Source organism: Nonomuraea sp. NPDC049750 (assembly GCF_040659625.1).
Lineage (GTDB): Bacteria > Actinomycetota > Actinomycetes > Streptosporangiales > Streptosporangiaceae > Nonomuraea.
Map to the genome: position 1 here is coordinate 149,442 of NZ_JBFANB010000010.1, position 23,811 is coordinate 173,252.

At 69.6% G+C, this 23,811-nt stretch carries 21 protein-coding genes; 5 read left to right on the forward strand and 16 right to left on the reverse strand.

What is annotated here, in order from left to right; all coding sequences use genetic code 11:
* Positions 1-2: 2 nt before the first annotated feature.
* Genes AB0J16_RS26275 through AB0J16_RS26285 form a run of 3 tightly spaced genes read right to left on the reverse strand, consistent with a single transcriptional unit; the run spans position 3 to position 2,882 of the window.
* On the reverse strand, positions 3-1,439 hold the full coding sequence (locus AB0J16_RS26275) for a molybdopterin cofactor-binding domain-containing protein (protein WP_358544243.1): 1,437 nt from the start codon (positions 1,437-1,439) through the stop codon (positions 3-5).
* Positions 1,436-1,942, reverse strand: coding sequence for a (2Fe-2S)-binding protein (locus AB0J16_RS26280; protein ID WP_358544244.1), 507 nt, complete (start codon positions 1,940-1,942; stop codon positions 1,436-1,438). Before AB0J16_RS26280 ends, AB0J16_RS26275 begins: the two co-directional genes overlap by 4 nt.
* A gap of 49 nt (positions 1,943-1,991) precedes the next feature.
* Complete coding sequence (locus AB0J16_RS26285; protein WP_358544245.1) at positions 1,992-2,882, reverse strand: FAD binding domain-containing protein; 891 nt, start codon at positions 2,880-2,882, stop codon at positions 1,992-1,994.
* A gap of 97 nt (positions 2,883-2,979) precedes the next feature.
* Between AB0J16_RS26285 and AB0J16_RS26290 the strand changes: the two genes are divergently transcribed.
* Both AB0J16_RS26290 and AB0J16_RS26295 read left to right on the forward strand, forming a co-directional pair.
* Entirely contained in the window at positions 2,980-3,657 is a 678-nt protein-coding gene (locus tag AB0J16_RS26290) for a GntR family transcriptional regulator (RefSeq protein WP_358544246.1), read from the forward strand.
* Between the two features lie 214 nt (positions 3,658-3,871).
* The gene (locus AB0J16_RS26295; protein WP_358544248.1) at positions 3,872-4,339 is read left to right on the forward strand and encodes a hypothetical protein; all 468 of its coding nucleotides are present in this window, start codon (positions 3,872-3,874) and stop codon (positions 4,337-4,339) included.
* An 81-nt stretch (positions 4,340-4,420) separates the two neighbouring features.
* On the opposite strand, the gene AB0J16_RS26300 is transcribed toward AB0J16_RS26295, so the two are convergent.
* Positions 4,421-4,702, reverse strand: coding sequence for a hypothetical protein (locus AB0J16_RS26300; protein WP_358544249.1), 282 nt, complete (start codon positions 4,700-4,702; stop codon positions 4,421-4,423).
* A 548-nt stretch (positions 4,703-5,250) separates the two neighbouring features.
* Complete coding sequence (locus AB0J16_RS26305; protein WP_358544251.1) at positions 5,251-5,856, reverse strand: hypothetical protein; 606 nt, start codon at positions 5,854-5,856, stop codon at positions 5,251-5,253.
* A 445-nt stretch (positions 5,857-6,301) separates the two neighbouring features.
* Between AB0J16_RS26305 and AB0J16_RS26310 the strand changes: the two genes are divergently transcribed.
* Positions 6,302-7,714 (forward strand): hypothetical protein, encoded by a 1,413-nt coding sequence (locus AB0J16_RS26310; protein ID WP_358544252.1) that lies wholly within the window; start codon positions 6,302-6,304, stop codon positions 7,712-7,714.
* Positions 7,715-7,732: 18 nt separating this feature from the next.
* Here AB0J16_RS26310 and AB0J16_RS26315 read toward each other — a convergent pair whose 3' ends face one another.
* The 3 genes from AB0J16_RS26315 to AB0J16_RS26325 all read right to left on the reverse strand — a co-directional run bounded on the left by AB0J16_RS26315 (position 7,733) and on the right by AB0J16_RS26325 (position 12,301).
* Positions 7,733-8,557 carry an ATP-binding protein gene (locus AB0J16_RS26315; protein WP_358544253.1) on the reverse strand — a complete coding sequence of 275 codons (825 nt, stop codon included), beginning with the start codon at positions 8,555-8,557 and terminating at the stop codon, positions 7,733-7,735.
* On the reverse strand, positions 8,547-9,416 hold the full coding sequence (locus AB0J16_RS26320) for an MEDS domain-containing protein (protein ID WP_358544254.1): 870 nt from the start codon (positions 9,414-9,416) through the stop codon (positions 8,547-8,549). Before AB0J16_RS26320 ends, AB0J16_RS26315 begins: the two co-directional genes overlap by 11 nt.
* A 344-nt stretch (positions 9,417-9,760) precedes the next feature.
* Positions 9,761-12,301, reverse strand: coding sequence for a glycoside hydrolase family 6 protein (locus tag AB0J16_RS26325; protein WP_358544255.1), 2,541 nt, complete (start codon positions 12,299-12,301; stop codon positions 9,761-9,763).
* Positions 12,302-12,504: 203 nt separating this feature from the next.
* On the opposite strand from AB0J16_RS26325, the gene AB0J16_RS26330 reads away from it, so the two are divergent.
* Complete coding sequence (locus AB0J16_RS26330) at positions 12,505-13,422, forward strand: LLM class F420-dependent oxidoreductase (protein ID WP_358544256.1); 918 nt, start codon at positions 12,505-12,507, stop codon at positions 13,420-13,422.
* Between the two features lie 4 nt (positions 13,423-13,426).
* On the opposite strand, the gene AB0J16_RS26335 is transcribed toward AB0J16_RS26330, so the two are convergent.
* From AB0J16_RS26335 to AB0J16_RS26355, 5 genes are read right to left on the reverse strand one after another with little or no spacing between them, the layout of a single operon-like run.
* Positions 13,427-14,323: an oligopeptide/dipeptide ABC transporter ATP-binding protein gene (locus AB0J16_RS26335; protein WP_358544257.1), complete on the reverse strand. Its 897-nt coding sequence runs from the start codon at positions 14,321-14,323 to the stop codon at positions 13,427-13,429.
* Entirely contained in the window at positions 14,320-15,414 is a 1,095-nt protein-coding gene (locus AB0J16_RS26340) for an ABC transporter ATP-binding protein (RefSeq protein WP_358544258.1), read from the reverse strand. The genes AB0J16_RS26335 and AB0J16_RS26340 overlap by 4 nt, the downstream gene beginning before the upstream one ends.
* On the reverse strand, positions 15,411-16,280 hold the full coding sequence (locus AB0J16_RS26345; protein ID WP_358544260.1) for an ABC transporter permease: 870 nt from the start codon (positions 16,278-16,280) through the stop codon (positions 15,411-15,413). Before AB0J16_RS26345 ends, AB0J16_RS26340 begins: the two co-directional genes overlap by 4 nt.
* 4 nt (positions 16,281-16,284) lie before the next feature.
* Positions 16,285-17,271 (reverse strand): ABC transporter permease, encoded by a 987-nt coding sequence (locus tag AB0J16_RS26350; protein ID WP_358544261.1) that lies wholly within the window; start codon positions 17,269-17,271, stop codon positions 16,285-16,287.
* Positions 17,272-17,324: 53 nt separating this feature from the next.
* Complete coding sequence (locus AB0J16_RS26355) at positions 17,325-18,881, reverse strand: ABC transporter substrate-binding protein (RefSeq protein ID WP_358544262.1); 1,557 nt, start codon at positions 18,879-18,881, stop codon at positions 17,325-17,327.
* On the opposite strand from AB0J16_RS26355, the gene AB0J16_RS26360 reads away from it, so the two are divergent.
* The gene (locus AB0J16_RS26360; RefSeq protein WP_358544263.1) at positions 18,871-19,095 is read left to right on the forward strand and encodes a hypothetical protein; all 225 of its coding nucleotides are present in this window, start codon (positions 18,871-18,873) and stop codon (positions 19,093-19,095) included. The genes AB0J16_RS26355 and AB0J16_RS26360 overlap by 11 nt on opposite strands.
* On the opposite strand, the gene AB0J16_RS26365 is transcribed toward AB0J16_RS26360, so the two are convergent.
* From AB0J16_RS26365 to AB0J16_RS26375, 3 genes are all read right to left on the reverse strand, one after another.
* A complete protein-coding gene (locus AB0J16_RS26365) occupies positions 19,070-21,463 on the reverse strand; it encodes a glycoside hydrolase family 2 protein (protein WP_358544265.1) in 2,394 nt (797 codons plus the stop codon). The genes AB0J16_RS26360 and AB0J16_RS26365 overlap by 26 nt on opposite strands.
* 92 nt (positions 21,464-21,555) lie before the next feature.
* Entirely contained in the window at positions 21,556-22,578 is a 1,023-nt protein-coding gene (locus AB0J16_RS26370; protein WP_358544266.1) for a LacI family DNA-binding transcriptional regulator, read from the reverse strand.
* On the reverse strand, positions 22,575-23,810 hold the full coding sequence (locus tag AB0J16_RS26375; RefSeq protein ID WP_358544268.1) for a CoA transferase: 1,236 nt from the start codon (positions 23,808-23,810) through the stop codon (positions 22,575-22,577). The genes AB0J16_RS26370 and AB0J16_RS26375 overlap by 4 nt, the downstream gene beginning before the upstream one ends.
* Position 23,811: the final 1 nt, after the last annotated feature.

The window sequence follows — 23,811 nt, forward strand, 5'->3', positions numbered from 1 at the left end:
CGCTACAGCCCCTCTCGGGTCGTGTCTCGGGTCGTGTCTCGGGTCGTGGAGGACATGCGGCGGTACGCCTCGGGCAGCTCGTGCCCGGCCATCTCCGCCGCCTTCTGGATCACCTCGACCAGGGCCGTACCCTCGGCGACCTTGCGGTGGGCCTTGAGATCCCCGTCGCGGTAGGCGTTGAGCAGACGCAGCCGCAGCGGGTCCAGGTCCAGCGCGCGGGCGATCCGGTCCATCTGCGACTCCAGCGCGAAGTCGGCGATGGTCACGCCGAACCCGCGCATGGCGCTGGAGGGCGTGCGGTTGGTGAAGACGCAGTGGCAGTCGGCCCACACGTTCGGGATCGAGTAGGGGCCGGGCAGGTGCGCTGCGGCCTTGGTGGTGCCGTACGGGGTGTGGCGGGCGTACGCGCCGGCGTCGACGTACAGCGTGACCTTGCGGCCGATGATCCGGCCGTCGGCCATCACCGCGTCCTTGATGTAGATGCGCTCGGCCGCGCGCGGCGAGGAGACCTGCATCTCCTCGGCCCGGTCGTACACGAACTTGACCGGGCGGTCGGCCGCCATCGCCGCCACGCACGCGACCGGCTCGACCACCACGTCCACCTTGCCGCCGAAGCCGCCGCCGACCGTACCGCCGACGATGCGTAACTTGTTGAACGGCGTCTCCAGGATCAGCGCAGTGTTGTCCAGGGTGAAGAAGCACGCCTGGGTGTCGGAGTGGATGCGCAGCCGCCCGTCGGCCTGCGGGACCACGACGCAGCCGGTGGTCTCGGTGGGCGCCTGCTCGATCGGCGCGGACTGGTAGCGCCACTCGAAGACGTGATCGGCCCGCGCGAACGCCGCCTCCACATCACCGAACCGGATCCGCCGGCAGTGGTGGCCCTCGTAGATGAAGTGGTTCTGCCCGTGGTACTCGTTGACCAGCGGCGCGCCCTCCTTCAACGCCTCCTCGACGTCGAAGACCGGCGGCAGGTCCTCGTAGGCGACCCTGATCCTGGCCGCGCCCTCCAGCGCGGCCGCCTCGGTCTCGGCGACCACGGCGCAGATGGGCTCACCGAGGTAACGCACCTTGTCCACGGCCAGGATGGGCTCGTCGTCCGGTCCGACACCGATCAGCTTGAGCGGGGTGTAGAGGTTGTTCGGGATGTCGGCGTGGGTGAGAATCCGCAGGACACCGGGCACGGCCAGGGCCTCGGTCAGGTCCACGTCCAGGATCCTGGCGTGGTGCCGGTCGGAGCGGTGCATCTTGAGGTGGGCGAGCCGCGCCGGGGCCACGTCCTCGAAGAACTCGGTACGGCCGGTGACGTGGCCGCGCGCGTCGGACCGCTGGACCACCGAGCCGATCACGGTGAAATCGCCACCGCCGTCCACCCCGGTGCGCGCGGCGGCCCGCTCGTCGGCGAACGTGCTGGTGTCAATGGGAGCGAGCCGGTAGATCATCGTGTGACCGCCTCCTCCTTTTGCTGGGACTGGGCACGCCGACGCCTGGCCGCCTCCAGGATGGCGATCACGATGGGCCGGTAGCCGGTGCACCGGCAGACGTTGCCCGAGATCGCTTCCACGACGTCCTCCTCGCTCGGATCGGGATCCCGTTCGAGCAGCGCCTCGGCGACCATGATCATGCCGGCCGTACAGAAGCCGCACTGGGTGGCGAAGCAGTCGACGAAGGCGCTCTGCACCTCGTTCAGCTCACCACCGGTGGCAACCCCCTCCAGCGTGCGGACCTCGCGACCGGCGACGGTCTCCACCGCGACCAGGCAGGCCACCTCGGGCCGACCGTCGACCAGGACGGTGCAGGTCCCGCAGGCGCCCTGCGAACAGCCGCGCTTGGCCGCGGTGAGCCCCAGCGACTCGCGCAGACTCGCGAGCAGCGTGGCCCCTGGCGCGGCGATGAACTCCCGCTGCTCGCCGTTGACCACGAGCGAGACGATCTGTGACGGCACGGTCCACCTCTTTCTGTCGTGTCACGAACCACCCGGGGAACCATCGTGGTCACCGCACCACGGGAGGGATGAACGCACGCCGCAGATGCACGGGCAGCACCCGCCTCCGATACCACGCACTGGCGTAAGCGTCATCGAAGGGGTCGATATCACCACGGGCAGCCGCCTCACCCGCCTCGGTGAGGACCTCGTGGGTCAGCGGACGCCCCCGCAGCAGGCGCTCGGCCGACACCGCGCGCACCGGACGCGGGGCGACACCGCCAAGCGCGATCGTGGCGGAGGTGACCACGCGATCGGAGGTGACCACGCTGTCGGAGGCGACCAGGCCGGCGGAGGTCACCACGCCATCGGCGGTGACCGCGCCGTCTGCGGTATGGGTCACGGAGGCGACGGTCACGATCGCCGCCGAGTTGAGGCGGCGGCGCATGGCCTTGTGGTAATACCAGGTGCCCGGTTCCGGCACCGTAGCCCGTACCGCCACGACGACCTCGCCCGAGCCGACCCCGAAACCCAGCACCTCGGCCACCGGTGCGTCTCGCCGACCGTCCGGCCCGGCGATCTCGCAGGTCGCGTCGAGGGCGAGCAGGCACACGGCCAGGTCGCCGTACGGCTGCGCGACGAACAGGTTGCCACCCACGGTGGCCTGGTTGCGGATGGTCGGAGAGGCGATCGTCCGCAGCGCGGGGCGCAGGAAGGCGAGCCCGGGATGCTCGCCGACGGCGGCGAGGGTGGCCGCCGCCCCGATCCTGGCCACCCCGTCGCGTACCTCGACGCCGTCCAGCCCCGCCCGGCGCAGACTGACCAGCTCGGTCGCGGGCGCGGCCCCGCTGTTCACCAGCGGCATCACGACGGTGCCGCCGCCCATGATCCAGCCTCCCCGCGCCGAGCAGGCGACCACGGCCTCGGCGGACTCCGGCACATGCACCGCCTGGATCACCATGTCGCGGCCCTCCTAGCCCTCGGCACCTAATTATCGATAATTGATTATCGAGGTATCGTCAGTCAAGACGGCTATCGATAATCGGTAGGATCACTCCATGGCTGATGAGCCCTCCAAGCTGCCGCGTCTCACGTTGGCCCGGCAGATCCGTGACTCGCTGGTCGGCAGGATCGTGTCCGGCCAGTTCAGGCCCGGCGAGCGGCTGGTGGAGACCCGGCTCGCCGCGACCTACGGCACCAGTCAGGCGCCCGTGCGCGAGGCGCTGCGCGAGCTTGAGGTGATGCGACTGGTGGAGACCCAGCCGCGCCGCGGCACCTTCGTCCGGCCCTTCGTCCAGGAGACACTGCGGGAGAGCTACGTCGTACGGGCGGCGCTGGAGGAGACGGCCACCCGGCTCGCCCTGCTGGCCGGGACCATGCCGGTGGAGGCGCTGCGTACGGACGTGGCCGCGATGCGGACCGCCGCCGAGAGCGGCGACGGCGAGGCGTCGGCGCGGGCCAGCGTGTCCTTCCACCGGCGCATCGTCGAGGCCGCGCACAACGAGCTGCTCAAGCTCTCATGGGAGGGCTTGCAGATCGAGGCGCGCACGTCGGTCACGATGGTCGCCACCGAGGTCGACCTGCACGACATCGTCCGCGACCACGCCGACCTGCTGGCCACGATCGAGGACGGCGACCTGGAGACCGCGTGCCGGCACGCCCGCGACCACCAGTGGCACTACGCCGACCTCCCACACGACGCCCACGGCCGCACCCGCGACTCCGCCGCAGGCTGACCACCGACCTCCCACTGGTGACGGCACACTCCAACGCCCGGCTTACTACGGCTGGTTGACGTCGGATGCGCACTACCGCAGTTGGTGGACGCGAATGTCCACTCAGCGGTTGACGACCGCCAAGCGGCTGATGGATAGCTTCGTCAGCACGACAGACCCCAGGCTTGGCGCGGCGTTCGACTCGTCGCGACTTCGATCAACAGGGAGAGTGACCATGCACATCACCCGCGCGATCAAGGCCCCGCCAGTCGGCCTGGCCTGTGCGGCGACACTCACGCTGGGTCTCGTCTCCTTCTCGACCTCCGCGAGCGCGACCCCGGCGACAGTCGCGGCCGTGAACGCGGAGAGGGCTCCCGTGGCGGCCGGCAAATGGATCAACCTCTGGCACGACTCTCATTCCCCGACGAAGACTTGGACGACCCGTAGCTGGAAGTCCAAGGGCCGCGTGCTCCAGATCGCCGCCCGATGCTGGGGCGCGGGTGCGCAGATAAAGGTCTACCTCCAATACGAGCGGCCCGGCCCACTCGGGTACAAGATCGTCAAGGACGGCAAGTGGGACTGCACCGGCACCAACGGCTACATTCGCGTGCACAATGCGAAGATCGGCGGCACGTTCCGCGCTGACTTCGTACTCAACCGCAAGCACACGATCGAGTACTGGGCGCAAAACTGGATGCCCTAACCCCAGCGGTCGTCCCGTCAAACGGGGCCGGATCGTCTTCGATCGTGATCGTTCCGGCGGACCTCCTCAGGTCGCCAGAGGTCAGAACATCACGGCGCGCCGGGCGATCACGAGCCACACCGCGAGCGTCGGGCCGAGCACCGCCATCACCACGTACAGGTTGAAGCGTTCCTCGTTGTCGTCGTTGACGGCCTTTTCGCGGTGCCACGCGTACGCCGTGAACCCGGTCGAAGAACTGGTGATCAGGAGCGCCGTGGCCATGAACCAGAGGCTGACGGACAGCTGCACGCGCTCCATGGGGGTCGTGTATTCCTTGGCCAGGTCGTCATATCCGAAGATCCAGCCGAGGGCGGAGAGACTCACGAAGCCCCCGATCCATAGGGATGCCGGCGCGATGTAGTCCCGCAGGCCAGGGATGATACCGCGCGCGGCATCCTCGGACGGGGCGTCCGGTGGCGGAGGGGTGGGGCGAGATTCCGCCACCTGCGGATCCAGACGCGGGTTGGACTGCGGATCGAGGCGCCGATGGCCCTCTTGATCGTGGCGCCGATGGGGCTCTGCGAGCGGTGGCTCAGTGGGGGCGTCGTGGTGTGGCTGTGCAGGGCCAGGAAAGACCGTCGGCTCGGTGGGTGCGTCGTGGGGTGGCTGCGCGGGGTCGGGAGAGGCCGTCGGCTCGGTGCCTGTGGCAGCCGGAGGCGATGGGGGACGGGGCGCGTTCTCGGCCCGGCGCGTCCGCCGGGGTGTCGCCTGGTGCCGGGATAGGCGTACCTGCTGCCAGGCGAGGTAGATCTGTGGAACACCGATCGCGATCGAGACGATCAGACTGATGATTCCTAAATCCACCGCTCCAGCTTGCCGCCCATGCTCATGGACTCGCAAGAGAGGGCGGTTCGGCAACTCAGCCAGCGGAGTCACTGGCTATTGGATTGGATGGGCTGGGGACTTCGAGTCCAGCGCGGGTCGACGGCGTAGTCCTCGATCGTCGACATAGCCACCAGGAATCGGTTCTTGCGGCGGATCTTGCGCCAATCGGCGAGCCACGGCTTCCCCTCGACGACCCAGTGATAAGGGTCGTCGATGCCGGAGTCGGGATCCATGATGATGGCGCCTGGCTTCAGCGTTTCCAGATCCCGCCGCGGTGTCGCGGAGGTGGCGAATTCGATCTCCACGGCGCTGCACTCCAAACCCGGCAGGTCGCCGGCGTCATAGGTGCGCGCGGGGTCTCCCGGGGCCGGTTTCCCGCGCAGCTTTCGCCAGTCGTCCCTGTTCATAGGTATGTATTCGCACTTGGGGAAACGGTCGAGGAAGCCGTTCACGTCTCCATCCCAGACATATGCCCGTTGCTGGATGAGGCTGCAGATCGACAGGAAGTCCTCGGTGTTCTTCGCGTCGTCGTTGCCTCGCCTGCATCGGTCGATGGTCAGACGGCTTATCTCCTTGGTCACGCCGGCGGTTCGTCTGGCTTGGTCGAGCCGGGCCGCGACAGTACGCCGGGCGGCATCCCTGCGCTTGGCCACGTTCCCATCGGACGGATCGATAGTGCGCGACTGTGAGTAGCCGCAGGCTGAGAGTCCCTCGATGGCCAAGGTCGCCGTCACTAGCGCTATCACGAGACGCCTGGACCTTCGAGACAGGAGCCGGGCCACCGAGGTTGCTTTCGGCCGGAGGTATCTCCCGCCACATCGCCAATGACTGGATGCAGCCGAGAGCTGGCCTGTTGACCTCTCCAACTGCCCCGCCACGGCGCTGATCCTTTCAAATGATGATCAACATGACAAGATCGGCGACCTCGTGACAAGGCGTTCCATGATTCGCGAAGCCGCTTGGCCTGGACGTATGAGCGCGCTCACACCGGAACCCCAGCCACGGCGGACCGTCAGACCCGGTGCGGATTGGTGATCATGGCGGCGCGGCGGCCGCTAAGCTGCTCCGGCCCCCCTACACAGAGCGCGGAAAGCCCCGATGCGCGTAATGAAGTTCTTCTGGTCGGCAGCGGTGGCGCTGTCGCTGTGGAAACTGCTGGTCGAGCCGCTGCTCACTGAAACAGTGATGGTCACCTGCAGCAGTGCCGGGCCGATGGACTGGCCCCAGCCCGTTCCGGCGGCCCAGGTGGCCAGTTTCCTCGGTGACTGGGCCATCTGGCTCCAGCCCGTACTGCTGGCGCTGACCGCGTCCTGGGCGATCCGGTCGCGACACCGAGGCGGTCTCAACGCGAGCCGGGGCAGTTCCTTGCTCCCCGCCACTCTGGGACTGGCGGTCGCTCTGCTCCCCGCCGCGCTGGACGAGGCCGAGAACCGGTTCTCTCCCGACCTGCCCTTCATGTGGCAGGAGTGCCTGCACGCGCAGCTGCCGCCGTCGTCCTTCGTGGCGGCGCGCCTGATGCTGGCCTGGCTGCTCTCCCCCGCCGCCATGGTCCTGCTGGCAGGGATGGCGGGTGCGGGCATTCGGCCGCGTCTGACCGAACTGCGCGCCGCCGGGGTGGCCGTGGCGGCCGTCGTACTGGCCGCGTTCCTGCCCGCCGTGCTGATCGGGCTGCCGGTCAACGCCGACGGCACTCCGCGGTACGCGGTGGCCAGCGTGGGCCAGCCGTACGTGCTCGACGTGGAGTCCGGTAAGCCGGTGAGCCTGCTGCCTCAGGCGACGCCCACCTACGCTCAGTACGATCTCATCGTCCGCGACACCGAACCCGGCCACTACGTGGCGGCGCTCACCAGCCCGTCCGGCCGCTACTCCCGCCTCTACCGGCTGTCCATGGGCGACGACGGCCGGATCACGGTCGGCGAGCGGCTCACCCCCACCCTCGAAGGCATGGTCAACGGTCTAGCCGTCTCCGCCGAGGGCCGCATCGCCTACGGTCGGATGACGGACAAAGCCAGCTTCGCGGGCACCCTGGAACGAGAATGGCCGGTCAGCGGCTATCGGCTCCAGTGGCTGGACGCCCGGATCCTCGTCCTCCCCGGCCACAGTGTCCCGGTCGGCGCCGTGGCCACGATCGACGTGGGCACGGGCGCGATCGGGGAGGTCGCCGCGCCGGCCGAGCACGAGTACACCCGTCCGCTCCTTCCCCTGCCAGGCGGGCGGCAACTGCGCGCGCTCGGCTGGCCGACCCGCGCGCTCGTCCTGCATGAGGGGACGCGGCTGGTCAAGAAGATCCTGGCGTTGGACTGCGGCCACATCGAATCGCTGGCGCTCGACCCGACCGGCCGCTACGTGCTGGTCGGCGTCGACCGGGAGGCGGAGGCGATGGACCGGTCGCCTCTGGCCGGACTGCCTCCGTGTGGCGGCGTCCGCTCACAACTGCTGCGCCTCGACCTCGAAACCGGTCACACCCAGGTGGTGCCCGACGAGCAGGACCCCTTGGTCCAGGCATGGTGACCGGAAAGGCTCGCCGCTCTAGTGGCTGGTGTCGTCGTAGGTGAAGGAGACGAATCCGAGGGAGTCAAGGCGTCCCTGATGCTCCGTCGAGAGCCCGGCCAGGGCCATGGTCGCGCCCGGAGCGGCGGCGACGTGCTCCTGTGAGGTGACGAGGGCGGTGATGCCGGTGGAGTCCCAAAACGTCATGCCGCTCAGGTCCAGGACCAGCCGGAGGGGCTTGGTCGTCGAGATCAGGTCCTCGACGGTGGCGATGACGTCCGGAGCCGTCCGCTGGTCGAGGTCGCCCACCAGGCTCAGTGTCGTGCGGCCGTTCTGGGCTTGGCGGGTCAGCTTGAAGGCCGGGCGGAGCGGGCTGGGCAGCGCGAAACCCACGGTGACGACGGTGCCGCCGGGGCCATGGCTCACGGTGTGGAAGTCGCTGAGGAAGCGGGCCATCCACAGCCCGTGCCCGAACTGGTACGGCCATCCAGGAGTCCCCTGCTCCGGGTGAGCGGCGCCGCTGTCGACGACCTCGCAGCGCAGCATGCCGTCCGCGACCTCCAGGCGTACCCATCCGTTTCCGGAGCCGTGCAGGATGACGTTGCTCGCCAGCTCGTGCCCGATGAGGACCATGTCCGAAGTTCGGCCCTCGGGCAGCCCCGCCTGGCTCGCGTGCGCCTCCAGTGTCGCCCGCAGCGCGTAGAGCGAGTCGCGGTCGAAGGGCTGGTCCAGGAGTACGGCCGACTCGACCGGCCCCTTCCCATCTCGCTGGCTCTCCAGACGACGCTGGCCCTCCAGACGACGCTGGCCCTCCACCTCGCCGGAGGGCGACGCCGGACGGTCAGGTGGCCGGTTACCCGTCATGAGTGGCCACCAAGCTGAGTCCGGGCACCGCGGAAGCGCCCAGCAGGGCGAATCGCGAGTGGATGGCAGGGCTGCAACGCAGCGTCGCTTTGCGAGGCGCGGGCAGGCTGTGGACGGCGTCAATGATCATACGAGCGCTGGACAGGTCGATGAAGGAGAGTTCGGCCATGTTAACGGTGATGTCGTCATCGACCCGGATCGTTTCGCTCAAGGCCAGCCTGAGCGCGTCTTCGGCCGACCGGTCGAGCTGCCCGGCCAGCCGTATGCCCGGCGGGGCGTACTGGCGGCAGATGCGTAGCAGCGCGTCGTGGTGATAGGTGGCCGCGGCGACCGTATGGGTGTGATAGCCCGAGACCGAGGCGAGGGTGATCGGGTCGAAGCGTTCGCGGTCATACTGGCACAGGACCGCCGCGCCGCCGCCCGCCAGCGTCGCCGCGATCTCCTCCTCGAAGGCCGGCAACTGCTCGATGCCGCTCACAGGCGTTAAGGCCCAGCTCATGTCGAGCGCCACGCGCAGTCCGGGGTAACCCTCGCGCGCCGTGCGTACCATCTGATCGCGCAGCCACCGCATGGCGTGCTCCGCGGTGAACGCCTGCCCGTCCAGCAGCCCGTCCTTGCAGGTCATGACCATCATTCGCCCAGCCGTCGTCGCCTCCCGCGCGACCACTCCCCGTCGGCCCAGCTCCGCCAGACTGCGCGCCGGCTCCTCTGCCAGCCAGACGACGCGCTGCCCTTCGGCCAGCCCGTCCCGTACGAAGGCGGTGGTGAGGTCGAGCAACTCCTCATGCTCCCCGAAAGTCAGGCAGGCATGATCGTTGATGGTCAGATCCGTGATCTGCGTTTCAGCACCGACCGTCACCCATGCCACCTTCCCGATCGCGGCCACCTCCCGGAGCACGCATCGTTGCGGAACTTAGAGTAGTGACCAGCAGACCGTAAGGCATTCGGGGTGCCGCCCGTAACTCTTCCCCGCCCCATCTGCCCGATGAGCGCCCGCATAATCCGTGAATCGCGGATTCAGGCGCCACTCCATACCACTCCGACGTGCTGTTTCTCGACGCAGGCTGTCGTCCGGTAGCGGGTCTATGACCGTCTGTCGTGGGGGCGGCAGGGCGGGTGCCCGTTGTGGGCACGGCAGGGCGACCGCCCGCGACGGGTACGACGGAGCGGCCGCCCGCAGCGGGTACGGCAGGTCGGCCGCCACTATGGGGCGCCGGTCAGCAGCGGCGGGACCGCGTTCCGGGCCCGCTCAAGGGCCTGGTCGGGCCACCACTGGCCGGCGGCCGGGGTGACGATGCCGTACGCCGGGTCCACCGGTCCCCCGGTGCCCCGCGTGCACTGACCGTTGGAGAACCCCGGACTGTTGAGCCACAGCGACGCGTCGGCCAGCGGGCTGCCGGTGTCGGCGGTCGGCCGGGCGCCCGCGCCCCTGCCCGGAGGGTTGCACCATTCGTCCGGTGCCGGGAACCGGCCGGCCGGCGGCTGCCACTCGCCCGTACCGTTGCGGCTCGTGTCGACGACGAAGCGCGGCAGGCCGGGCGTGTCGTCCGGCACGGCGGCGAGGGCCGTGTCGGCGCACGGGGCCGTCCGCGACGCCGCCCTCAGGTAGACGCACTTGGACAGCTTCGCGGCGTACGTGAGCGAGCGGGCGGTCGGGCGGTAACCGACCGCGTTGACGTAGAAGCCATCGGCGCGGACCGCCCCCGCGTTGACCAGCCGGTCGGCGATCTGCGTGAACGCCGGCCACCCCGCCAGCCCGCCGTCGAGGTAGACGGCGGTGCCGGCCAGGCCGGTGAGGGTCTCCACGGCGTAGGAGAGGTCGGCGTACCGCTGGACGGCGGCGGCCTCACCGCCCTGCGGGCACTCCGGGCTGCCGGGCAGCCGGGCCAGGGCGCTGGGCTCCAGGGCGACGACGGCGGGCCGGTTTCCGATACCCTCGGCCACGGCGTCGATCCAGGTGCGGTAGGTGCCGGTGTTCGGGGCGCCGCCGTTCCAGCAGTCACGTCCTGGGATGTTGTTGGTGACGAACACCGGGACGGTCCGCTGCCGGTCCGCCTGGGTGACCGTCTCGCGGACCGTACGGGAGATGTCGGCGGGCGAGCCGCCGCTGAGCCAGATGGCCTGGGGGACCTCCGACAGAGCCCGCATCAGGGCGGCGTCGGCCGTTCTTCCCTGTGCCGACCAGGTCCGCGCCTGGCGGGCCGCGTCGGTGTCCGGCTGTACGTAGAAGCGGACGTCGGCGGCGCGCAGGGGGTTCTGGCCGGGGAGTTTCCGCCACCGCGTGCTCGCGTCCTGCGCCACGGCGGGGTCTCCGGGTGGCCGCGTGGACGGGCCGGGAAGCGGCGGGTCTTGGTGGGTGATCGCCAGGGAGGTGAGTACGGCGCCCGCCGTCACCAGGGCCAGAGCGGCACCGCCCCAGACCCGCCGTCGTCTGGACACCCGCCGTCTCGGCGTGGCCCTGCGGCGACGTCGCTGGTCCTTGCCTGCCCCGGCGACACCGCCGCCGTCTGACTCCGGGGTGGTCGGCTGGCCCCAAGAATCGCCGCCCGGCGGCTCGCTCCCGAACGCTCCCGGTGATGCACGCGGGGGCTCGTCCCCGAACGCTCCTGGTGACGCGTATGAGGGCTCGGTCTCCAACGCCCCGAGTGACGCGCCCGGCGGCTCGGCACCCAACGCTCCGGGTGACGCGCCCGGAGGCTCGGGGTCGAGCGCGCCAACCGGGGCCGCACGCGCGGGGGCAGGTGGCCGTGGGCCGAGACGACGGGGCTCGGTCGTGAGCGCGTGCGCCGGAGCCGAAGCGGCGGGAGGCGGAGCGGCGGCGGGCGGCAGGGTGGCGGGCGGGCCAGTGTCAGGCAGGACAGCAGGCGGGAGGCGTCTCGTCGGGCCGTCTGCGAACGCGTCCACGAGCTCCGCCGCCGTGGGCCGCGCCGCCGGGTCCTTGCTCAACGCCCTCGGCACCAGCTCCCCGAGAACCCCCTCCAGCTTGGGCAGTACGGGATCGTCGTGGACCACCCGATAGAGCACCTCGTGCCCCGCCCCGTAGCCGAACGGCGGCTGCCCGCAGGCCGCGAAGACCACGACCCCGCCCCAGGCGAAGACGTCGGAGGCCGTCGCGAGCGGCAGCCCTCGTACCTGCTCCGGAGACATGTACGCCGGCGTGCCCATCCTGGTGACCGAGAGGGTGGTGGAGTCGGCCGCGAAGGCGAGGCCGAAGTCGATGACCTTCGGGCCCGCAGGAGACAGCAGTACATTGGACGGTTTGAGGTCCCGGTGAACGACGCCCGCCGCGTGGATCGCCCCCAGCGCGACCGCCATGCTCATGGCGAGCCCTTCGAGCTCCGGGCCCACCATCGGGCCCCACTCCCTGACCGCGCTGTACAGCGTCGGCCCCGGCACGTACTCGGTCACCACATAGGCCAGGTCGCCGTCCAGATCGGCCTCGAGCACGGGAGCCGTGGAGAAGCGGGCGACCCGCTGCGCGGTGGCGACCTCGCGGCGGAAGCGTCGGCGGAACTCCGGGTCGCCGGCGAGGTGCCGGTGAATGACCTTGATCGCCACCAGTGTCCGCGTCCCGCCTGTCCGCGCCCCGCCCTCGGCGAGGTAGACCACGCCCATCCCGCCCGCGCCGATCCGGCGGATGATGCGATGGCCGCCGACCCGCCGGGGCTCACCGCCGATCATCTCGTCCACCGCGTCGCCGTGCTTGGTGCCGTGTGCCATCGCCTGCCCATCTAGAAGACGCACAGGCGCCAGGTCCTGCTGACGCCTGTACGCAACAGGACTTTCCGCTCCAGACAGTCGTCAGAAGGTACGGCTCCCACAGCACCCGGGTTCAGGCACATTGCGGACGGCCGGAATACGGCAACCCGTGAATCGGGCATTAACCTGCCCCGATGATCCTTTACGTATCGTGAGATCCACGGTGACAACGAGGCGGGGGAGTTGTGATGCCCGATAAGACGATTGATGTCGCGGCGCTGAAGCGGCGCATGGGCCGAGTAGGGGTCTGGAACAGCACGCTCGGCGGCGAGTCGGCCTCGTTCGAGCGGGACGCGGCCGCCGAGATCGAGAGCCTGGGTTACGGGACCCTGTGGGTGGGTGAGGGGCCGAAGGCCAAGGAGGCGCTGGTCCATTCGGCGATCCTGTTGAGCGGGACGCGGCAGATGATGATCGCTACCGGCATCGCCAACATCTGGGCCCGGGACGCCACCGCCATTTCGACCGGGGCCAGCGCCCTCGCCGAGGCGTACGACGGCCGGTTCGTGCTCGGCCTCGGCGTGAGCCACGCGCCCTTGGTGTCGGCGCGAGGCCACGACTACAGCAGACCGGTGTCGGCGATGCGCGACTACCTCGATGCCATGGACGCGTCGGAGTACGGCGGCCCCCTGCCCGAGCCGGCGCCACGGCTGCTGGCCGCGCTTCGCCCCAAGATGCTGGACCTGGCCGCGAAGCGCGCCCAGGGCGCACACCCCTATTTCGTCACCCCGGAGCACACCGCGCGCGCCCGCGCGGTCCTCGGCCCCGATCCGGTGCTGGCGCCGGAGCAGACGGTCCTGCTCGACACCGACCCGGAGCGGGCCCGGCGGACCGCCCGCGGTTTCACGAAGCACTACCTCACGCTGCCCAACTACGCCAACAACCTGCGCGAGCTGGGCTGGGACGACAAGGACCTCGCCGACGGCGGCAGCGACGCCCTGGTCGACGCCATCGTGGCCTGGGGCGAGCCGGAGACGATCATCGAGCGGGTACGGGCCCACCTCGACGCCGGCGCGGACCACGTCTGCATCCAGCCGCTCGCCGAGACCGCCGGCGACATGCTGGAACACCTGCGCATCCTTGCCCAAAGCGACGTGGTCTCCAGCTGACGCCTCACGCCGCGGGCTCGCCCTCCCCCAGGACGCATCGGACGCGGTGCTCCTCGCCGTAGGTGGGGATCTGGCCGGCGCACGCGTCGGCGGCGTACGGGCAACGGTTGCGGAACAGGCACCCATCGGCGACGGGCGGGCCGCTCTTGCGCTCCTGCCGGGCGGGCCGCCCGTCCTCGTGCGCCGCCCAGGGGTCGGGGGCGGCCTCGGCCAGCAACCGGGTGTACGGGTGCCGCGGCGCGAGGATGACATCGTCGGCCGGGCCGCGCTCGACGATCTGCCCCCGGTACATGACCATGATGTCGCGGGCGAAGTAGCGCGCGGTGGCCAGGTCGTGCGTGACATAGAGGACGGCCAGCTCCTCCTCACTCTTGAGCCGGTCGATCAGGTTGAGGATCTCCAGCCTGATCGACACGTCCAGCATCGAGACCGGCTCGTCGGCCAGCAGCACCTTGGGGCGCGGCGCCAGCGCGCGGGCGATGGCCACCCGTTGCCGCTGGCCGCCGGACAGCTCGTGCGGATACCTGCGGGCGTAGGCGGCGGGCAGGTTGACCCGCTCCAGCAGTTCCTCGGCCGTGCCCGGTGTCTTGTGGATCTCCAGGGGGCGGCGCAGGTGGTAGCCGATCGTGTGGGCCGGGTTGAGCGAGGCGAACGGGTCCTGGAAGACCATCTGTACGTCTTTGCGGTAGTTCGAGGTCTCCAACCGGATCTCGCCCGAGGTGGGCTTGGCGAGTCTGGCCAGCATGCGGGCGATCGTGGACTTACCGCTGCCGCTCTCCCCCACCAGCGCGGTGGTCTCGCCGGAGCACAGCTCGAAGGAGACGTCGTCGACCGCCCGAAGGTACTCCTTCCTGGACAGCTTGAAGGTCTTGCTCAGGTGGCTGACCGTCATCGGCGTCATGACGTCACCTCGTGCTCAGAGTGGTCGACTTGCTCGAAGCGGCGCTCCCGCAGGCGCCGGTCGGGGCGGGCGGGGTGCAGCCTGCGGTCGTACTGCAGGCAGGCCACCAGGGAGTCCTGGATCGAGTCCAGCTCGGGCTCGTGGGTGTGGCAGCCCTCGAACGCGTACGGGCAGCGGGGCGCGAACGAGCAGCCCGTCAGCTCCTTCGACAGGTCGGGCGGGCTGCCGGGGATGCCGTGCAGCGCCTGGCGTTCGCCGCGCAGGCTGGGGAAGGAGTTGAGCAGGCCGACCGTGTAAGGGTGGCGGGGTTGGAGGAGGGTGTCCTTGCTGGTGCCGTACTCGACGATGCGGCCGCCGTACATGATCGCGAGATGATCGCTGATCTCCAGCAGCAGCGACAGGTCGTGGGTGATGAAGACGACGGCGAAGCCGAACATCTCCCGCAGCCGGTCGATCTCCTCCAGGATGTCGCGCTGCACCACCACGTCCAGCGCCGTGGTGGGCTCGTCCAGGACGACCACATCAGGGTTGAGCGCCATGGCCATCGCGATCAGCACCCGCTGGCGCATGCCGCCCGACAGTTCGTGCGGATAGGCGGTGATGCGTCCCGGATCGATGCCGACCAGCTCCAGGAGCTCGCGGGAACGCTCCTCCCGCTCGCGCCGGGACATCGACGGCTCATGGGTGGTGAACACGTCGTGGAGCTGGCGCCGGACGCTGAGCACGGGATTGAGCGCGTTCATGGCGCTCTGGAAGACCATGGCCACCCGCCGCCACCGGAAGCGCCGCAGCTCCTCGCCCTCCAGGGCCAGTACGTCGATGGGGTCGCCGTCCTTGGGGTGGAAGACGACCTCGCCGGAGGTGGTCCGGCCGGGTGGCTGCAGCAGCCGGTTGACCGCGTACGCCAGCGTCGACTTGCCGCAGCCGCTCTCGCCCGCGATGCCGAGCACCTGACCGCGGCCCAGCTCGAAGCTCACGCCGCGGACCGCGCGGGTCTGCCCATAAGCCACGCTCAGGTCGCGTACGGACAGGACGGTGTCGTTCATGTCGCGGTCGTTCATGTCCCGTACGGACAGGACGGTGTCGTTCATGCGGCCGCCTTTCGCAGTCGCGGGTTCATCAGCTCGTCGATGCTGAAGTTGATCAGTGACAGCCCGGTGCCGAGCGCGGCGATGAACGCCCCCGGCGGTACGAACCACCACCAGGAGCCCATGGAGAGCGCGGAGCCGTTCTGGGCGTAGTAGAGCATCCCGCCCCAAGAGGTGACCGCGCCGCCGCCGAGGCCGAGCGCGGACAGTCCCGACTCGGTGAGGATGGCGCCGATGATCGCCCAGACGAAGCCGGAGGCGATGACGGGGACGAGGTTCGGCAGGATCTGGAAGACCATGATCCGCCAGCCGGGCTCGCCGCTCACCCTGGCCGCGTCCACGTAGTCGCGGTTGCGCAGCGACATGACCTGGGAGCGGATGACCCGCGCGGGTCCCGCCCAGCTGATCATCGAGATGATCAGGGCGTAGGTGAACGGGCCGCTGTCCTCGACGTAGTCGGCGACCAGGATCAGCAGCGGCAGCGTGGGGATGACCAGGGCGACATTGCTCAGCAGGGAGAACGCCTCGTCCACCCAGCCGCCGAAATAGCCGCCGACGACGCCGATGAGCAGCGAGCCCACCGTGCCCAGCACCCCGGCGATCACGCCGATCAGCATCGACCCCCGCGTGGCGTGCATCAGCTGGGCCAGTACGCTCTGCCCGGTGTCGGTCGAGCCGAGCCACTGCTCCGCCGATGGCGGTTCGAGCCGGCCGGCCACGAGAGCCTCGGGGTCTCCGGCCAGGATGGGGCCGACGATGGCGAGCAGGGCGAAGAAGCCGACGATCACCAGTCCGGCGACGAGCTTGCCCGATCTGGGCAGGCCGAGCACCCGGTCCCGGGGAGCGGCCAGGGTCACAACAGCGGTCACTGCCTCAGCCCGCCTTCCGCACTCGGGGGTCGATCAGCCCGTACAGCAGATCGACCAGGAGATTGGCGGCCAGCACGGCCACCGAGATGATCAGGAAGAGGCCCTGCATGAGCGGGTAGTCGGCGCTGCCGACGGCCTGCAGCAGCGCGAACCCCACGCCCGGGTAGGAGAAGACGACCTCGGTGGCGACCTGGCCGCCGACGAAGAAGCCGAGCGTGATCGCGAACCCGGTCACGCTGGGTAGGACGGCGTTGCGGGCCGCGTACGCGACCATCACCCGGCGCGGCCGTAATCCCTTGGCCTGCGCCATGACCACGTAGTCCTCGGCCATGGTCGAGACCATCATGTTGCGCATGCCGAGCAGCCAGCCCGCGATGCCGGAGATCACCAGCGTGAGCGCGGGCAACGCGCCGTGGTAGAGCACGCTGCCGATGAAGTCGCCAGTGAAGCCCATGCGTACGTGGGCGTAGTCGTAGGCGCCGTTCAGCGGGAACCAGCCGAGCCCGGCCCCGAGGAAGAACAGCAGCAGCAGGGCCAGCCAGAAGTACGGGATCGCGGCCAGGAACGTCGTGGTCGGGATCAGCCCGTCCAGCCAGCTCCCCCGCCGCCACCCGGCCACCATGCCCAGGCCGACGCCGAGCCCGACCGTGATCAGCAGCGCTATCGAGACCAGCCCGAGCGTCCAGGGCATCGCCTGGCCGATCACCGTGCCCACCGGGGCGGGGTAGTAGGTGACGGAGGTGCCCAGGTTCCCGGTCGCCAGCTGGCGCAGGTAGGCGAAGTACTGGACCCATAGCGGGTCATGGCTCACCCCGAACATGACCTCCAGGGTCTTGCGGAACTCCGGCGGCGGGGGCTGTCTGCTCTGGAAGCGCGACAGGATGATGTCGACCGGGTTGCCCCTGATCAGGCGCGGGATGAGGAAGTTGATCGTGAGTGCGGCCCACAGCGCCACCGCGTAGAACCCGAGCTTGCGCCAAAGGTATGCCATGTGATTCTCCCCGGGCGACCGGGGCGCGCGCCCCGGTCGCGTGCTCGTCGTTCCTACTGCACCGGCTGGAGGTTCTTGGCCACGATGCCGTTGTCGGGGTGGGAGAAGGGCAGGCCGAGCGCGTACGGGTTCTGCTCGCTGGGCCACCCGGTGACGTTGGTGGTCCGGAATTCGGCCAGGGCGCTGGACTGCTGCAGCGGGATATAGGGCAGGTCGGCCACGACGGCGTCCTGAATGGCGTAGATCGCCTGCTTGATCGTGTCCGTCTGCTCCGGCGGGGTGTCGGCGATGACCTTCAGCGCGGCGTCCACGGCCGGGTTCTTGTAGCGGGCCATGTTCTGGTTGGCGTTCTGGCTGCCTGGGGGGATGCTCTTGCTGTTGAGGATGTTGTCGTACATGTAGTACGGGTGCGGGCCGCCATAGGCGTTCCACATCATCAGCTCGAAGTCGCCCTTCTGCTGCATGTCGACGAAGGCGTTGAAGGAGACCTCCTTCGACTTGAACTCGATGCCGACCTCCTTGAGCTGCTGCTTGATGACCTGGGCGGCCGAGACGTAGTCGGTCCAGCCGCTCACCAGGTGACAGGTCACCGACAGGCGCTTGCCGTCCTTGGCGTAGTAGCCGTCGCCGTCCTTGGCGTACCCGGCCGCCTCCAGGGTCTGGCGGGCCTTGTCCTGGTTGAACTCCAGCTTCGCGGTGGCGTACTTGGGCGAGAGGTAGTCCTGGAAGAGCGGCAGCACTATGCCCGCCGGGCTGGCCGGCTTGCCGAGCCCGGCGAACGCCAATTCGATGATCTTGTCGCGGTCGAGCGCGAAGTTGATGGCCTGCCGGACGGCCAGGTCGTTCATGGGGGCCTTGGTCAGGTTCGGCACCAGGTTGGTGACGTAGAGCTGGGACTCGTTCTTGTAGGCGTTGTGCTCGGGGTCCTTGGCCACGAACTGCTTGTCGGGGTCGGCCATGAACATGCCGCCCCAGTCGAGCTGCCCGGTGACCATCGCCTGGAGGGAGGCGTCGTTGTTGTTGTACGACCAGAACCGCATTCCGGCGATCTTGGGTTTGCCGGTGTCCCAGTGGTTCGGGTTCTTGACCATCGTGTAGCTCTGCGGCGTGAACTCGCCCATCATGAACGGCCCGGTGCCGACCGGCTTGGTGTTCGTCTCTTTGGTGGGCTTGTCGACCTTCTCCCAGATGTGCTTGGGCACCATGTACTGGTGACCGGCCACGTCCCACAGTTTGGTGTACATCTTCTCGGTGAAGCTGATCTTCACTGAGGTGGGGCTGAGGACCTGGGCGTCCTTGACGTTGCTGCCGCCCGCGTTCAGGTCCTTCTTGTCGCGGCGGTAGAGGAAGTTGAACGCCACGTCCTCGGCGGTGAACGGCTTGCCGTCGCTCCACTTCACGCCGTCGCGGAGGGTGAAGGTGATCGACTTGCCCTCGTCCCCGAACTCGTACTTGGTGGCCAGCAGGGGCTGGACGTCACCCGACTTCGACTGGTTGAAGAACATGAGCGTCTCGTAGATCAGCCCCCAGGTGCCCATGAGGTTGGGCGCGCCCTGGACCAGGGGGTTGAGGTTCTCGTTGAACTGGCCGGTGCCGGCGATGACGTTCACGATGGTGTCTTTGGCGGCCCCTCCCGAGGTGGAGACTGAACCGGAGGAGGGGGCGGTGCTGCCGGCGGTCAGTGGCACCCCGCCGCCCGAGCAGGCGGTGAGGAGGGCAAGCGTGGCCGCTGCCACGATCACCGAGGTTCTTCTCACCAAGGTTCTTTTCACCGAGGTTCTTTTCACCGAGGTTCTTCTCATGTACTTCTCCCTGGGGGGTTAGGCAGGAGGGTTGAGGAGCGGTCGTTCACCCACCTCATGGGCACATCAGCCCCGATTTCACGATTTATCGTGAAACGATGGCTTTCGCCGGGCAGGAGGGTGATGAGCTGGTCGTCCACCTCGGCGTCGGGGTGGATTTGGTCAGGGAAGATCGCCAGATCCCGTACCAGCGTGTGCGCGCTGACGATGACGTCACGCCCCTCGACCGTCACCGTGCACCGTCCCTCGGGCAGGTCGAGGTCCTTGTCCGGCAGGAAGAACCACAGTGCCCTGCGCTCCCCCACGCGCACCGCGATCAGCTCCCTCGCCGGATCGGCCGGCTCACCCACGCCAAGGGGCACCGTCACCAGGCCGCGCGGCGGCACTTCGAGGTCGAAGCTCTCGGTCCGCAGCTCCGTACCGTCCACGCCGAGCCGCGCGGCCACCGCGCCGCCCACCCACGGCTCGTCGGTGTCGTTGACCGCCACGAGCGCCAGCCCGCCGTCGCGCGGCTGCACGGTCAGCAGCCGGTCGGCGTACGCCCGGCGCAGCGCGTGGAACAGCGGCTTCCTGCGCCCGTCGCCGTCGATCGCGGACCATGAGGTGACGGGCCAGCAGTCGTTGAGCTGCCACACGATCGTGCCCGCGCAGTGCGGCCACAGGGATCTGAAGTGCTCGACCCCGAGCTGGATCGCCCTGGCCTGGTTGACCTGCGTCAGGTAATGCCAGTCGGCGAAGCCGGCGGGCGGCGCGAAGTGCGGCTTGAGCCCGGCGGCCAGCTTGAGGTCACCGTCGATCGCCTTCTGGTGGAGGCGCATGCCGGGCGAGTCGGGCGCGAGCGGCTCGTCGCTGATGGCCCGCTTGATGGTCGCGTACGTGGCCGGCCCCTGGAAGCCGAACTCCGAGACGAACCGGGGCCGGTATTCGCGGTAGGCGGTGTAGTCGCGTTCGTTCCAGACGTCCCAGATGTGGATGTTGTGGTGGCCGGGGTCGTTGGGATGGACGTCCATCGACCCCGAGTACGGGCTGCCCGGCCAGTACGCCCGGCCCGGATCGAGCTCGGCCACGATGCCGGGCAGCAGGTCGAGGTAGTAGCCCTCGCCCCAGGTCCGTCCGGCCAGCCGCTCGCGCCAGTGCCAGTCGAAAAAGCCCCAGATGTTCTCGTTGTTGCCGCACCACAGGGCCAGGCTCGGGTGCGGCATGAGGCGGGTGACGTTCTCGCGGGCCTCGGCCTCGACCTCCGAGCGCAGCGGCTCCTCCTCCGAGTAGGCGGCGCAGGCGAAGGGGAAGTCCTGCCAGACCAGCAGCCCCAGCTCGTCGCACAGGTCGTAGAAGTCGTCGCTCTCGTAGAGCCCGCCGCCCCAGACGCGCATCAGGTTGACGCCCGCCTCACATGCCTGAGCGAGGCGCTCGGCGTAGCGGGCGCGGTCGATCCTGGCCGGGAAGCAGTCGTCGGGGATCCAGTTGACGCCCTTGGCGAAGATCGGGCGGCCGTTGACCATGATCGCGAAGGCGTCGTCGGCCGTGTCCAGCTCGACCGTCCTGAAGCCGATCTTCCTCTGCCAGCTGTCGAGGCCGTCGCCGAGTGTCACGGTCAGCTCGTGCAGCGGCTGCTCACCGTACCCGCGTGGCCACCAGAGCTCGGGCTGGGGAATTTCGACCTCAAGTACCGCCGTGTCCGATGGGAGCGCTCCCATAGCAGACCTGCCGCAGACCGTGGCGGTGATCTGCAGTTCCTCCCGCACTGCCTGTACGGCCCGCTCGATCTCCACGTGCACGGCGACCCGGGCGACGCCGTCGGTGACGGTCACCACCGGCCGCACGGCGGCCAGCCGGGCGCCGCTCCACTCGTGCAGCCCGATCGACCGCCAGATGCCCGCCGTGACCAGGATCGGCCCCCAGTCCCAGCCGAAGTTGCAGGCCATCTTCCTGATGAAGTTGTAGGGCTCGGTGTAGGCGCTCGGCCGGTCGCCGAGCTCCTCCTTCAGCCGTTCGGCGTACTCCCCCGCCGACCGGAAGGTCACCGCCAGCCGGTTGCTCCCGACGCGCAGCGCGGGCCGGACGTCGAACCGATAGGAGCGGTGCATGTTCGCGGTCTCGCCCACGCGCACGCCGTTGAGCTCGATCTCGGCCACGGTGTCGAGTCCTTCGCAGACCAGATCGGTGCGCTCGTGCTCGGTGCCGTCCCACGAGAACTCCGTCTCGTAACGCCACTCCGTACGCCCCACCCAGGCCAGGCGGGTCTCATTGTCGTCGAGATAGGGATCCGGGATCAGACCGGCGGCGAGCAGGTCGGTGTGCACGCAACCGGGCACGGTGGCCGGAGCCCGCACGTCGCCGCTCGCCGAGCGGACGGTCCAGGAATCGGTCAAGGGGCGGAGCGGGGTCATCAACCCTCCGGAGTTGAGCAGCGGAGATTAGCCGCCATGCCATCACTAAACCCGTTTAGTTTCAATGACTGGTCGCGGACATTTCCGCTCGATTACTGAACCGATTCAGGGCAGGGGGCCGTGCTCCCCCTGCTCACCAGGCGCGGCTCGGCCTGCCGCGAATCGGCCACCTCCCGGCCCTGGACCAGGCTGAGCAGCGACCGGGCGGCGTTGGCGCCGAACGCGGCGATGTCCCTGCTCACCGCCGTCAGATGCGGCCGGGTCAGCAGGCACAGAGCGGAGTCGTCCCAGGCCACGACCGACAGATCGGCGGGCACCGAGAAACCCTCCTCGCGAGCGGCGGCGGTGCCGGCCACGGCCATCACGTCGTTGTCGTACACGATGGCGGTCGGCCGGTCGGGTCCGCGCAGCAGGTCGAGGGTGGCCCGCTCGCCGCTCTCGCCGCTGTAGTCGGCGTACACGGTGACGGCCATCACGCCCAGCCTGGCCGCCGCCTCTCGCATCGCCGCGGTCCTGACGCGGGTGTGCCTGAGCTCCTCCTGCCCCGCGACCCTGGCGATCCTGCGGTGCCCCAGCCCGGCCAGGTGCGCCAGCACGACGCCGATCGCGCCGGCGTCGTCGCTCCAGACGGCGGGCAGCCGGCCGACACCCTCCGGTCCGCCGATGACCACGGCGGGCAGCTTCAGCTCCTCCAGCACGGCGATCCTTGGATCCTCGGCCCGCAGGTCGACCACGAACACCCCGGCGACCCGGTGCTGCGCCCACCATTTCCGATAAATCGCGATTTCGGTTTCGGGGTCCTCGGTCATCTGCAGCAGCAGCCCCACGGACTCCGCCGACAGCGTGGCCTCGATGCCGGAGATCAGCTGCATGAAGAACGGCTCCAGCCCGAGCGTGCGCGCCGGCCGGTCCACCACGAGGCCCAGCACGTCGGGCCGCCCGTCGAACAGGGCCCGTGCCAGGCTGTTCGGCTGCCAGCCCAACTCGGCGGCGATGGCCTGGATACGGCGGCGGGTCTCGCTGGAGACACCGGGACGGCCGTTCAACGCGAACGACACCGCGCCCTTCGAGACGCCGGCCCGGCGGGCGATGTCGTCGATCGTGGGTCGCTTCATTCGGCCGTCCCTGGGTTTACCGGTTCAGCTACGACACCCTGCTTGCGCAGCGTCGCGACGTCCTGGGCCGACAGTCCGAGCTCGGACCGCAGCACCTCGCCGGTGTGCCGGCCCACCTGCGGCGCCGCCGCGGGCGGCGACTGCTCCCCGTCCATCACCACGGGCGAGCCGGGCGCCCAATGCCCGCCGACACCCGGCTGCTCGACCACGCCCATCAGCGGGCTTTCGCTCAGCAGCGCGGCCAGCTCGGTGAAGCTGCGATATCTCGACCACAGCACCCGGGCGGTACGCAGCGCCGACTCGGCCTCGGCGAGCGTACGGCCCTCGAACCAGCCCGCGAGCAGCTCGCCGAGCACCTTGCGATGCCGGTAGCGGGCCGGCTCGTCGGCGAAGTCCACCCCGAGCGCGATGGCCAGCGCGTTGACCACGTCGGTCAGGCCGGTCGCGGCCAGCAGCCCGCGCCAGTGCCGGGCGGTCAGCGCCACGACCATCAGCCGCCCGCCGTCGGCCGTGGTGAAGTCGCGGCCGAAGGTGCCGTAGACGTAGTTGCCGCCGCGTTCCCTCGGGGTGCCGCTCAGCTGCGCCTCGGCGAGGTAGCCGAGGTTCCCGGCGGTGGCCAGGGCGACGTCCTCCAGCGCGACCCGTACCTGCTGTCCCTCGCCCGTCAGCAGGCGGTGCCGCTCCGCGGCCAGCAGCCCGACCGCCAGGTACAGCCCCGCGGTCACGTCCCAGGCGGGCACCAGGCTGTTCACCGGCTCCGCCACCTCCTCCGGGCCGGTCAGCAGGGGGAACCCGGTCGCCGCCTGCACCGTGTAGTCCACCGCGGTCCCGCCGTCGCGGCGGCCGGTGAGCAGCACGTGGATCACGTCGGGGCGGCGCGCGCGCAGCGCCTCGAAGGACAGCTCCGGGTAGCGCTCGGAGTTGCTGATCACGATCCCGCCGCGCGGCCCGCCGCTGACGATCAGCTCGCCGACGAGCGCGCGGCCCTCCTCGGCGGACAGGTCCACCTCGATGGCGCGCTTGCCCTTGTTCAGCCCCGACCAGTACAGGCTCGTCCCGCTCTCGGCCAGCGGCCAGCGCGTACGGTCGACCGCGCCGCCGATCGGCTCGACCCGGATCACGTCGGCGCCCAGCTGAGCCAGCGTCATCCCGCTCAGCGGGGTCGCCACATAGCTGGAGATCTCGACGATCCGCAGACCGCGCAACGGCTGCGAGCGCCGGGTATCCGTCACC

Coding starts and splice junctions, on each gene's coding strand:
- AB0J16_RS26290 (WP_358544246.1), top strand. CDS start 2,980: ATGGCTGATGAGCCCTCCAAGCTGCCGCGTCTCACGTTGGCCCGGCAG.
- AB0J16_RS26330 (WP_358544256.1), top strand. CDS start 12,505: ATGCCCGATAAGACGATTGATGTCGCGGCGCTGAAGCGGCGCATGGGC.
- AB0J16_RS26365 (WP_358544265.1), bottom strand. CDS start 21,463: ATGACCCCGCTCCGCCCCTTGACCGATTCCTGGACCGTCCGCTCGGCG.
- AB0J16_RS26370 (WP_358544266.1), bottom strand. CDS start 22,578: ATGAAGCGACCCACGATCGACGACATCGCCCGCCGGGCCGGCGTCTCG.
- AB0J16_RS26275 (WP_358544243.1), bottom strand. CDS start 1,439: ATGATCTACCGGCTCGCTCCCATTGACACCAGCACGTTCGCCGACGAG.
- AB0J16_RS26310 (WP_358544252.1), top strand. CDS start 6,302: ATGCGCGTAATGAAGTTCTTCTGGTCGGCAGCGGTGGCGCTGTCGCTG.
- AB0J16_RS26360 (WP_358544263.1), top strand. CDS start 18,871: ATGACGTTCACGATGGTGTCTTTGGCGGCCCCTCCCGAGGTGGAGACT.
- AB0J16_RS26335 (WP_358544257.1), bottom strand. CDS start 14,323: ATGACGCCGATGACGGTCAGCCACCTGAGCAAGACCTTCAAGCTGTCC.
- AB0J16_RS26315 (WP_358544253.1), bottom strand. CDS start 8,557: ATGACGGGTAACCGGCCACCTGACCGTCCGGCGTCGCCCTCCGGCGAG.
- AB0J16_RS26295 (WP_358544248.1), top strand. CDS start 3,872: ATGCACATCACCCGCGCGATCAAGGCCCCGCCAGTCGGCCTGGCCTGT.
- AB0J16_RS26350 (WP_358544261.1), bottom strand. CDS start 17,271: ATGGCATACCTTTGGCGCAAGCTCGGGTTCTACGCGGTGGCGCTGTGG.
- AB0J16_RS26340 (WP_358544258.1), bottom strand. CDS start 15,414: ATGAACGACACCGTCCTGTCCGTACGGGACATGAACGACCGCGACATG.
- AB0J16_RS26285 (WP_358544245.1), bottom strand. CDS start 2,882: ATGGTGATCCAGGCGGTGCATGTGCCGGAGTCCGCCGAGGCCGTGGTC.